The sequence below is a fragment of the Flavobacterium sp. genome (assembly GCF_039916025.1).
Taxonomy (GTDB): domain Bacteria; phylum Bacteroidota; class Bacteroidia; order Flavobacteriales; family Flavobacteriaceae; genus Flavobacterium.
Map to the genome: position 1 here is coordinate 125702 of NZ_JBDSMB010000142.1, position 11216 is coordinate 136917.

The window sequence follows — 11216 nt, forward strand, 5'->3', positions numbered from 1 at the left end:
AACCATATAACCACATAACCAAATAAACATACGATGTTAAAAATAATTGACAAATACATTCTCAAACGCTATCTAGGAACATTCGTTGTAATGTTGCTAATGTTTATTCCAATTGGGATAGTGATTGATGTTTCTGAAAAAGTCAATAAAATGATTGAGAATCATGTTGCCTTCTCAGCTATTGCCAAATATTATCTTGATTTCACAATCTATTTTGCCAATCTTTTATTTCCGATATTTTTATTCCTTTCGGTGATTTGGTTCACCTCAAAACTTGCCAATAACACCGAGATTATTGCGATTTTAAGTTCAGGCATTTCTTTTTCAAGATTCCTCAGACCTTATATCATTGGCGCTACGATTGTATCGCTTTTTGCTTTGGTGATGACTATTTATTTGGTGCCAAATGCCAGTGCCGGTTTTAAAAATTTTAGATATACCTATCTGTTAACACAAGGCGGACAAAGTGATCTTCGGGATGATACCAATGTGTTTCGCCAAATCAGTAAAGACGAATATATTTTCGTAAGTAATTTTAATGAGGTTTCTAAAATGGCCTTTAATTTTTCGATGGAAAAGTTTGAAGGCGATAAGTTGAAATACAAATTGTTAGCGAGCAGAATCAAATGGAATCCAAAAGACAGTACCTATACGCTGTTCAATTACACCAAAAGAAAAGTCGGGAAGTTTGGCGATATCATCGAATCAGGTGAAGTTAAAGACACCGTTTTTAAATTTGAGCTGGAAGACTTAACGCCAGTAGTTTACATTGCGGAAACCTTGCCATTAAACGAACTCAATAAGTTTATTGATAAAGAAAAATCACGTGGTTCCTCTAATATTAATGTCTATTTGGTAGTGCTTTATAAAAAATACAGTATTCCGGCTTCTGCTTTCATTTTAACTATTATTGCCGTTTCGGTTTCTTCTATGAAACGTCGAGGCGGAATGGGAAGCAATCTTGCTATCGGAATTCTGCTCGCGTTTGCTTTTGTCTTTCTCGATAAAGTCTTCGGAGTTTTAGCCGAAAAATCGAGCGCTCCGCCAATGCTGGCTGTTTGGACACCAAATATTGTATTTGGACTTTTAGCCATTTATCTTTTACGAAATGCCAAGCGATAACCTCAAAAGTTATTTGCATCTCCATTTAATAGTTTTCATTTGGGGATTTACCGCTGTTTTAGGTGCACTAATTTCCCTTGATGCTTTGCCGTTAGTCTGGTTCCGAATGCTTTTTGCAGTTGGATTTATTGCCATCTATATTTATTTCAAAAAACTTTCTATAAAGATTACCAAGTTTACCCTGATACAATTTCTCTTTTCGGGATTGATAATCGCATTGCATTGGTTTACTTTTTTTAAAGCAATCAAGATTTCAAATATTTCAATAACCTTAGCTTGTTTGTCAACAGGCGCTTTTTTTGCTTCCATTCTTGAGCCGTTTCTTTTTGGCAAAAAAGTAGTTTGGTACGAAATACTTTCAGGTCTGGTGGTTATAATCGGCTTATATTTTGTAGCTATTTCAGGCACCACAGGAGCAGAAGGCTTATTAAATTCCATCCTAAATGGAGGAAATGCGTTTTTATTCGGAATAGGATTAGCATTGATTTCAGCTTTCCTTTCAGCTTTATTTGCTGTTATCAACAGTCAGCTTGTACAAAAACATGACGCGACCGTTATCTCATTTTATGAATTGAGCGGTGGTGTGATATTCTTCACAATTTTATTATTGGTTACACGAGGTTTTTCTGCTGATTTCTTTATGCTTTCGCCAAAAGATTTTATGTATATGATCATACTAAGTTCAGTTTGCACTGCCTATGCTTTTATAGCTTCAACTGGAGTGATGAGGTTTTTGAGCCCATACACAGTAATGCTTACTATTAATCTGGAGCCTATTTACGGAATCATTTTAGCTGTTTTAATTTTTGAAGAAAAAGAAAAAATGAGCTTTGAATTCTATATCGGAGCTTTGATTATTTTACTGACGGTAATCCTAAATGGAATAGTAAAATCACGTAAAAAATTGACCTAAAGTTGTTTGCAATTAATCTGCGAAAAGTGCTTTTTATCACAATTTAAAATTTTATATTTGCTATTCGATTAAATCAAAACGAACAAACCCTATGGAATATTTAGATTTTGAACTTCCTATAAAAGAACTAGAAGACCAACTCGATAAATGCCAGATAATTGGAGCCGAATCTAACGTCGATGTTACTGCAACCTGTAAGCAAATTGAAAAGAAATTAGAAGAAACCAAAAGACAGATTTATAAAAACCTTACCGCCTGGCAGCGTGTACAATTATCGCGTCATCCTAATAGGCCATATACTTTAGAGCATATTACTAACTTAACCAAAGGCACATTTCTAGAACTTTTTGGAGACAGGAATTTCAAAGATGACAAAGCAATGGTTGGAGGTTTAGGTCAGATTGATGGTCAGTCTTTTATGCTTATCGGGCAGCAAAAAGGAATCAACACCAAAATGCGTCAGTTGCGTAATTTCGGTATGGCAAATCCTGAAGGTTACCGTAAAGCGTTGCGTTTGATGAAAATGGCAGAGAAATTTAATATTCCTGTCGTAACTTTGATAGATACTCCGGGAGCTTATCCTGGAATGGAAGCTGAAGAAAGAGGACAAGGTGAAGCTATCGCAAGAAACATTCTGGAAATGGTTCGTCTTAAAGTTCCTGTAATTTGTGTTATTATTGGCGAAGGCGCTTCTGGTGGCGCATTAGGAATAGGCGTTGGAGACAGAGTTTTAATGATGGAAAACACCTGGTATTCTGTTATTTCCCCAGAATCATGTTCTTCAATTTTATGGAAAAGCTGGGAATATAAAGAACAAGCTGCCGAAGCACTGAAACTGACTTCTACCGATATGAAAAAATTGAAGTTAGTTGATGATATTATTCCGGAACCACTTGGCGGAGCTCATTATGATAAAGAAACCGCTTTCAAAACTGTTGAACAATATATCATCAAAGCGTTTAACGAATTGAAAGATTTATCAACAGAAGAATTAGTCTCTCAAAGGATGGACAAATACAGTAAGATGGGCGAATACAAAGAATAATTTCTTACAAAATATATCTAAATCCGAAGCCCAATGGTTTCGGATTTTTTTTTGGTTGTTAACAAAAAAAAGAAACTTATAAACACAACTGTTGCATAACTCAATAGTAATAAATTCATTAAAATAGTTACTTTCGCTACATGGAAAATCTCAGAAATATGAACCCTATAAAAGTAGATAAAACTACTATTATAAACTTAGAAAAAGGAAAGCTCCCACCGCAAGTGCTCGACCTGGAAGAGGCCGTGCTTGGCGCGATGATGATTGATAAAAAAGGGGTTGATGAGGTTATTGATATCCTGCAGCCTGATGCTTTTTACAAGGAAGCACACAAGCATATTTTTGAAGCGATTTTTCAGTTATTCACAGACTCTCAGCCTATTGACTTATTAACAGTTTCGGCTCAGCTAAAAAAGAATGCCAAGTTAGATTTAGCAGGTGGCGATTTTTACCTGATTCAGCTTACGCAAAAAATATCATCTTCGGCTCACATCGAGTTTCACTCGAGAATTATTTTACAGAAATACATTCAACGAAGCCTAATAAAAATTTCTTCCGAAATCATCGAAGAATCGTATGATGAAACTACCGATGTTTTTGATTTATTAGACAAAGCCGAATCAAAATTATATGAAGTAACGCAGGGAAACATCAAACGTAGTTCTGAAACAGCTCAAAGTTTAGTGATTCAGGCCAAAAAACGAATCGAAGAAATTGCAAACAAAGAAGGATTAAGCGGAATTGCAACCGGTTTTGAAAAGCTTGACAAAATAACTTCGGGTTGGCAGCCTTCTGATTTGATTATTATTGCTGCTCGTCCTGGTATGGGTAAAACCGCATTCGTACTTTCAATGGCACGAAATATTGCCATCGATTTTGGTCAGCCTGTAGCATTATTTTCGCTTGAGATGTCATCCGTACAGTTAATTACACGTTTGATTTCGTCTGAAACTGGTTTGTCTTCCGAGAAATTAAGAACAGGAAAACTTGAAAAACACGAATGGGAACAGCTTTCTACCAAAGTAAAAGATTTGGAAAAAGCACCATTATATATTGATGATTCTCCATCGCTTTCGATCTTTGATTTAAGAGCCAAAGCGCGTCGTTTGTCTTCTCAACACGGAATCAAGCTTATCATTGTCGATTATCTTCAATTGATGACTGCCGGTGGAAGCAACGGAAAAGGAATGGGTAATCGTGAACAGGAAATCTCAACCATCTCAAGAAATTTAAAAGCGTTAGCCAAAGAATTAGAAGTTCCGGTAATTGCATTGTCTCAATTATCGCGTGCCGTTGAAACACGTGGCTCAAGCAAAAGACCTTTGCTGTCTGACTTACGTGAATCGGGTGCAATTGAGCAGGATGCCGATATCGTTTCGTTCATTTATCGTCCAGAATATTATAAAATTGATGAATGGGATGATGAAGAGCAAACACCAACTGCTGGTCAGGCTGAGTTCATCATTGCAAAACACAGAAATGGTTCGTTGGAAAACATCCGATTGAAATTCATCGGAAACCTTGGTAAGTTCGACAACCTCGAAGAATACGGAAGCGCATTCGACGATTTGCCATCAAAAATGAATCACGATGATAATCCTTTTCAAACGAAAAATTTGCCATCGCCGAATGAAGCTTTTGGAAGCAATATCAATTCCAATGACGACGATAGCGATGTTCCTTTCTAATAATATAATCCCGATTTATTCCGGGATTTTTTTATGTTTTTCTTCACATTAAATCTAGTATCTTTGACTTAAAATTATCTGAAAAATGCTTTTTAAAAAGTCGCTGTATATTTTCTTTTTTCTTGTTTCATTTGCAGCTAAGGCAAATTTTATTTTGTTGCCAATGGATGAAACCACCCAAAAAAATCACCTGAAAGCATACGGAATTACCTATTGGGCATTAGACAAACAATACAAAGCCAGTTGGTTGTTAAACTATCGTGGTGGTTCTTTTTTATTACCGGATGTTCCCGAAATTAGAAAAGAATGTCAAATTCGCGGTGTGAGTTTTGAGGTTTTATCAGATGCTGAAGAAGCATCAATATTAGCAGAGATATCAAGTCCATCACAAAATATGGAAGCTGTAGTGCTAGAAAAAGCACCAAAAATAGCAGTGTATTCGCCACCGGGAAAACAACCTTGGGACGACGCTGTTACAATGGTTCTGACTTATGCTGAAATTCCGTTTAAAGTGGTTTACGATGAAGAAGTTTTGAGCGATCAATTGTTGTTATACGATTGGCTGCATTTGCATCACGAGGATTTTACAGGGCAATACGGAAAGTTTTATGGAGCATACCGCAATGCGCCTTGGTACATTGAACAAAAGAAAGATGCCGAAGCTTTGGCTGCCAAATTAGGTTTTGCAAAAGTTTCTCAGGATAAATTGGCTGTGGCCAAAAAGATACGTGACTTTGTCATTGGTGGTGGATTTATGTTTGCCATGTGTTCGGCGACCGATAGTTTTGATATTGCTTTAGCGGCTGATGGTGTTGATATTTGCGAACCAATGTTTGATGGAGACGATAGCGAACCAAATTATCAATCTAAAATTGATTACAGCAAAACCTTTGCTTTCAAAAATTTTATCGTGGATAGAAAACCGGAGCATTATGAGTTTTCAGATATCGATATGACTGAAAAACGCCGAATTCCTTTTGAAAAAGATTATTTCACCTTGATGGAATTCTCTGCAAAATGGGATGTCATTCCGAGTATGCTTTGCCAAAACCACACACAATTGGTAAAAGGTTTTATGGGGCAAACAACAGCTTTTGACAGCGAAATGATAAAATCAAACGTGTTGATTTTAGGAAAAAATGAACTGAACGATGAAGCGCGTTATATCCACGGACAAAAAGGAAAAGGATTTTTTACTTTCTATGGTGGCCACGATCCCGAAGATTACCAGCATAGAGTAGGAGACGAGCCAACGGTTTTAGATTTGCATCCAAATTCTCCTGGATTCCGGTTGATATTGAATAATGTATTATTCCCTGCAGCGAGAAAGAAACCACAGAAAACTTAAGTTTTGAGTATATCCTCAATTATCTTGAGATGATGTTTGGTGTGCAATTCCAAAAAGTGGATAGTTGTTTTCAGGTTTAAATCACCCATAAACGGATGTGTAAAATAATTTTTTGAGCCAAGAATTCCCAATCCTGCTATATTATTTCGTGTAATTTCTAATTGATTTTTCAAATGCTCGAGTGTTATTTCTTCAAAAGGCTGCACTGCTTTTGGAGCTCTTACTTTTCCTCTTGGAATCTTTTTCAGAATGGTTTGCACTAAAAAACGGTTTTTGTTGAATCTCCATTTATAATTATTTGGATTCGACTTTTTTATTGCGTCAACAACATTATTTATTACCATAAAAGAATGTACAATCTGCCAGCCAACTGTTGAATTTGAAATAGCAGTGTTTTCCTTTGCATAGCTGGTAATATAGGATTCTAATTGATTGAGTAGATTTTGGAGTTGGTTCATTTTTTTAACAATCTTTCTATAAAGATATGGAATAAATTAAAAAACCCTTTCCTGTTAAAGAAAGGGTTTGCTTTTAATCATCATCATGATGTCTTTTGTTTTTTTTATGTTTTTTCCAATGTTTGTTTTTATGACCATTATAATTGTCTGCATAATCGTGATAGTGTCTTCCATCGCAGTATTGTCTGTATTCTACAACATGGACATTGTTGTAGCGGTACGGGTCATAACCTCCATAATTAAGCTGAATTTGTGCAGCATTTCCAAGATTAATACCTACATAAATATTTGGTAATGTGGCGCTAACTGACCAATGACCTCCGTTAAGATACAAGTACGAACTGCGGTTCCTGTCGTAATACATATTGTATTGTGGGTAATAGATGTGGCGTGTTTTTGCACGGTATCCATGAGCAGGCGCCCATGGTGGCGGACCTTGTGCAAAGGTAACTTCAGGAATTATTAGGAGCAAAAAGGAAGTCATGACACTTATTCTTATGATTGTTTTCATGATGGTAAAATTTAGTTATTACTCAGTTTAGATGTCTGTAGAACACCTGGTTTCCAATAAATATGCCAAAGCGGTTTTTGATTGATAAGTTTTTAAAGTTTTATAAAGGTTTGAATAAAAAAACACCTGACCCTTTTGATAGGGTTCAGGTGTTTGAAATTTATTTTTATTGTCAAATGATTATCTCTCAGTGATTTCCATCTTCACTTTCTTTGTCCAGATATTCCTGAACGATGTTTATCGCATTGGTCACAACATCGCTCAACGCCGTAATAAAACTACCTTCCTGAGCATTATTGATAGCATGCTTAATGGCTTCAACTTCTTTCGGAATAATTTCATGGGTAACATCTCTGCCGCTTTCTTCAATTCCTTCCATAATCAAACCAATGATTTCTTCTTCGGTTCTGCCGCGTAAATATTTTTCTTGTCGGATAATGATATGATCAAACATTCGTGCCGCAATAGTAGCACATTCTTTAATGTCTTCGTCACGACGGTCACCAACTCCAGCAATAATACCAATTTTTTTAGAAGCTTCTACCGAATTTAAGTATTCTTCAACACCTCTGTATCCAGATGGATTATGAGCAAAGTCAATCAGCACTTTGAATTTTTTAAACTCAAAAATATTCATTCTTCCCGGTGTATGTGCCGCACTTGGAATGAAGGTTTGCAATGATAAACTAATATCTTCAGTTTTAAATCCGTGCAGATAACTTGCCAAAGTAGCAGCCAATACATTGGCAATCATAAATTTGGCTTTTCCACCCATAGTTAACGGAACATGAGTTGCTCTTTCCACCCTGATTTTCCATTCTCCTTTTTTAATGGTGATAAATCCATTTTCATAAACGGCAACAATTTTTCCTTCTTTAGAAAACTGTTTTACTTTTGGATTGTTTTCATCCAGACTAAAGTAAGCAACATTACAACTTAACTCGTTAGCTATTTTCAAACATTGATCGTCTTCGGCATTCAAAATTGCCCAGCCATCTTTTTTAACGCTTTTTACAACAGTGCTTTTTACTCTGGCTAAATCATCTAAAGTATGAATGTCGCTCAAACCTAAATGGTCTTCCTGAATGTTGGTAATAATGGCAATATCACAACGACTGAAACCAAGTCCGGAACGAAGGATTCCGCCTCGGGCAGTTTCTAAAACAGCAAATTCAACCGTTGGGTCTTTTAAAATATATTCAGCAGAAATTGGTCCGGTGGTATCGCCTTTTTCCATCATGTGATTTTGGACATAAATTCCGTCCGACGTCGTAAAGCCAACCTGGTAACCATTATTTTTTACAATATGAGCCAAAAGTCGCGTTGTAGTTGTTTTACCATTGGTTCCGGTAACCGCAATAATCGGGATACGACTTGGTTTTCCCGGAGGATAAAGCATATCGATAACCGGCGCAGCAACGTTTCTTGGCAATCCTTCTGAAGGTGCTAAGTGCATACGGAATCCCGGTGCAGCATTTACTTCTAAAATACAACCTCCATTTTCTTTCAAAGGCTGAGTTAGGTTTTCTGCCATGATATCAACACCACAAACATCCAATCCGATTACCCTTGAAATTCTTTCGCAAAGGAAAATATTTTCAGGATGCATCATATCGGTTACATCAATTGAAGTTCCACCAGTGCTTAGATTAGCAGTAGATTTTAAATAAACTACTTCATCTTTTTTAGGAACAGTTTCTAAAGTATAATTTAATTTTTCTAATAAATCAGTTGTATCTCTATCTACATCAATTTGGGTTAGAACATTTTCATGTCCATAACCGCGACGTGGATCTTTATTGGTTTCTTCAATTAATTCTTGTATAGTTTGTTTTCCATTGCCTCTAACGTGTGCAGGTTCACGTTTTGCCGCAGCAACTAATTTGTTATTGATAATTAAAACCCTAAAATCATAACCAGTTATAAATTTTTCGACAATAATGCGATGACTATATTTTTTTGCGTAAGCCAAACCTTCAACAGCTTCTTCTCTTGTTTTTACATTGATAGAAGCACCTTTTCCGTGATTTCCATCTAATGGTTTTAAAACAATTGGGTAACCAATTTTTCTGATTACTTCATCTAAATCTTCTTCATCTACACAAATTCCACCATTGGCAACCGGAATTGAAGCAGCATCAAGCATTTTTTTAGTTTGTTCTTTGTTACAGGCAATATCTACAGCAATGCTGCTGGTTTTGCAGGTAATTGTCGCCTGAAAACGCATTTGATTGATACCATAACCCAATTGTACTAATGAATTTGTTCCCAATCGAATCCATGGAATATCTCTCGAAACAGCATCTTCAACAATACTTCCAGTTGATGGGCCAAGACGAACGCGTTCTCTGATTTCACGCATTTTCTGTATATCACCTTCAAGGTCATATTCAGTTCCGGCAATTAAAGCTTCCGCAATAGCTACAGAGCTTTCGGCAGCAAACATTCCGACATTTTCTTCGGTATAACTAAAAACTACATTATATATTCCCGGTGTTTTGGTTTCGCGTGTTCTTCCGAAACCAGTTTCCATTCCGGCCAAAGTTTGAATTTCTAAAGCAATATGTTCAATTACATGTCCCATCCAGGTTCCGCGTTCAATTCGGGAAAAGAATCCACCGCGAACACCTTCTGAGCAGCGATGCTCTATCATTGTTGGAAACATAGCTTCTATCCTTTCACGAAAACCATCAATTTTATTGGTTGGGAATTGTTCCATTTCTTCCAAATCAAGACGCATTTGGATTAATTTCTTACGTTGAACACTCCAAATATTAGGACCGCGAAGTGCTTGTATTTTATCTATTTTCATGAGAAGGAATAATTAGTAAAAAGTAATTAGTAATGATTTTGTTAAAAATAGGAAATTTTTATTGTTGAAATGAATTTTTTTTGGAGAAATGGCAAAAAAAAACACCATGCACCAACAAGAATAAATTCGGAGTATTGATTTTCAGAATTTTAAGTTAGGTACTTGATGATGGATGGATGATGATGGATGAGCAAAGAAACTTCCTGATGATTGAAAATTTCCCGTTAGCCCCGATGGGAGCGAGCTACCGTGTAGCGCGGACAGCGGGAAGATAAGTCCAAATAATTGAAAACGTGGTGCTCCTGATATTAAATAAAATCAATTATTTTTTGATACAAATCGGCGTCATGCATGCTGTGTCCCAAACCATTTGTTTCAATATAGATTGCATTTTTCCAAGCACTTGCATATTTACGGCCTTCGTCAATGAGTACTACATTATCTTCGGTATCGTGGGCGATGAATGCTTTTTGGGTAAAGCTTTCTGCAAATTTATGTCCCGAAAAATCATCGATATGAATGTTGAATTTCTGAAAATAATAATCTTCTAATTTTGCTTTAATCTTATTGTTCAGGCTCAAAAGGTTTATAAAATTATCGCTCAAAATTTTAAATTCAGAAGGTGCGCCAAGCAGGACAACTTTCTCGAAATTATGGTTTTTGTATTTGTTCAGATAGAAAGAAATAGCAGCGCCGCCAATTGAATGTGCAATTACAGTTTTGGGCTGGTATTTTTGTGTTAGCACATTGATATATTCGGCATATTTTGGAGCGTTGAATTCTTTTCCATCACTCAATCCGTGAGCCGGACCATCGATAGCGATGATTGTTCTTCCCAAAGGTTTCAGGTGGTTCAATAATTTTTTCCATCGCGAAGCATTGCTTTCCCAGCCGTGAACCAATAAAATTGCTTCTTCATTAGCTTCGCTCCGTTCGGCTCCGCCTCGGGTGCCATGCCAAATGTATGTCTGGAACTTTTCAGTTTGGTATTCAAAAGTTTCATGGGTTGCGTTCTGCAGCGTTTTTGGCAATTTTTCTTTTTTGATTCTGCCTTTTCGTGGTTGGCTGAAAAGTTGGTACGCTTTGTTTTTTGCTTCTTCCAAATTGATATAGCTCAATGCGTTGAGATATAACCCAATTGATTTTGTGATAATAAAGAATTGAATTTTCTTCATAAAAAAATCCCGAAAAAATCGGGATTAGTATATTATAGGTGAGCAAATAATTTTTGCATTTTCTCTCTTTCTTCTTCTGCTAAAGAAGCATCTACTAAGATTCTTCCTGAATGCTCATCGGTGATGATTTTCTTTCTGGCAGCG

At 36.4% G+C, this 11216-nt stretch carries 9 protein-coding genes; 5 read left to right on the forward strand and 4 right to left on the reverse strand.

Translation table 11 applies throughout. The annotated features are described in order from the left end of the window. Positions 1-33 precede the first annotated feature (33 nt). The 5 genes from ABIQ27_RS10850 to ABIQ27_RS10870 all read left to right on the forward strand — a co-directional run bounded on the left by ABIQ27_RS10850 (position 34) and on the right by ABIQ27_RS10870 (position 6116). Positions 34-1122, forward strand: a complete 1089-nt coding sequence (locus ABIQ27_RS10850; protein ID WP_348033917.1) for an LptF/LptG family permease — start codon at positions 34-36, stop codon at positions 1120-1122. Beyond that, on the forward strand, positions 1109-2035 hold the full coding sequence (locus ABIQ27_RS10855; protein WP_348033918.1) for a DMT family transporter: 927 nt from the start codon (positions 1109-1111) through the stop codon (positions 2033-2035). The genes ABIQ27_RS10850 and ABIQ27_RS10855 overlap by 14 nt, the downstream gene beginning before the upstream one ends. Before the next feature lie 91 nt (positions 2036-2126). Continuing rightward, positions 2127-3080 (forward strand): acetyl-CoA carboxylase carboxyltransferase subunit alpha, encoded by a 954-nt coding sequence (locus ABIQ27_RS10860; RefSeq protein WP_348033919.1) that lies wholly within the window; start codon positions 2127-2129, stop codon positions 3078-3080. 140 nt (positions 3081-3220) lie between these two features. Then, positions 3221-4768, forward strand: a complete 1548-nt coding sequence (dnaB, locus tag ABIQ27_RS10865) for a replicative DNA helicase (protein ID WP_348033920.1) — start codon at positions 3221-3223, stop codon at positions 4766-4768. Between the two features lie 85 nt (positions 4769-4853). Next, positions 4854-6116 carry an asparagine synthetase B gene (locus ABIQ27_RS10870; RefSeq protein WP_348033921.1) on the forward strand — a complete coding sequence of 421 codons (1263 nt, stop codon included), beginning with the start codon at positions 4854-4856 and terminating at the stop codon, positions 6114-6116. Here ABIQ27_RS10870 and ABIQ27_RS10875 read toward each other — a convergent pair. The 4 genes from ABIQ27_RS10875 to ABIQ27_RS10890 all read right to left on the reverse strand — a co-directional run bounded on the left by ABIQ27_RS10875 (position 6113) and on the right by ABIQ27_RS10890 (position 11072). Beyond that, positions 6113-6574 (reverse strand): DUF1569 domain-containing protein, encoded by a 462-nt coding sequence (locus tag ABIQ27_RS10875; RefSeq protein ID WP_348033922.1) that lies wholly within the window; start codon positions 6572-6574, stop codon positions 6113-6115. The genes ABIQ27_RS10870 and ABIQ27_RS10875 overlap by 4 nt on opposite strands. 73 nt (positions 6575-6647) lie before the next feature. Continuing rightward, positions 6648-7085 (reverse strand): hypothetical protein, encoded by a 438-nt coding sequence (locus ABIQ27_RS10880; protein ID WP_348033923.1) that lies wholly within the window; start codon positions 7083-7085, stop codon positions 6648-6650. A 187-nt stretch (positions 7086-7272) separates the two neighbouring features. Further along, positions 7273-9897, reverse strand: a complete 2625-nt coding sequence (gene cphA, locus ABIQ27_RS10885; protein WP_348033924.1) for a cyanophycin synthetase — start codon at positions 9895-9897, stop codon at positions 7273-7275. 308 nt (positions 9898-10205) lie between these two features. Next, positions 10206-11072 carry an alpha/beta fold hydrolase gene (locus ABIQ27_RS10890; RefSeq protein WP_348033925.1) on the reverse strand — a complete coding sequence of 289 codons (867 nt, stop codon included), beginning with the start codon at positions 11070-11072 and terminating at the stop codon, positions 10206-10208. Positions 11073-11216: the final 144 nt, after the last annotated feature.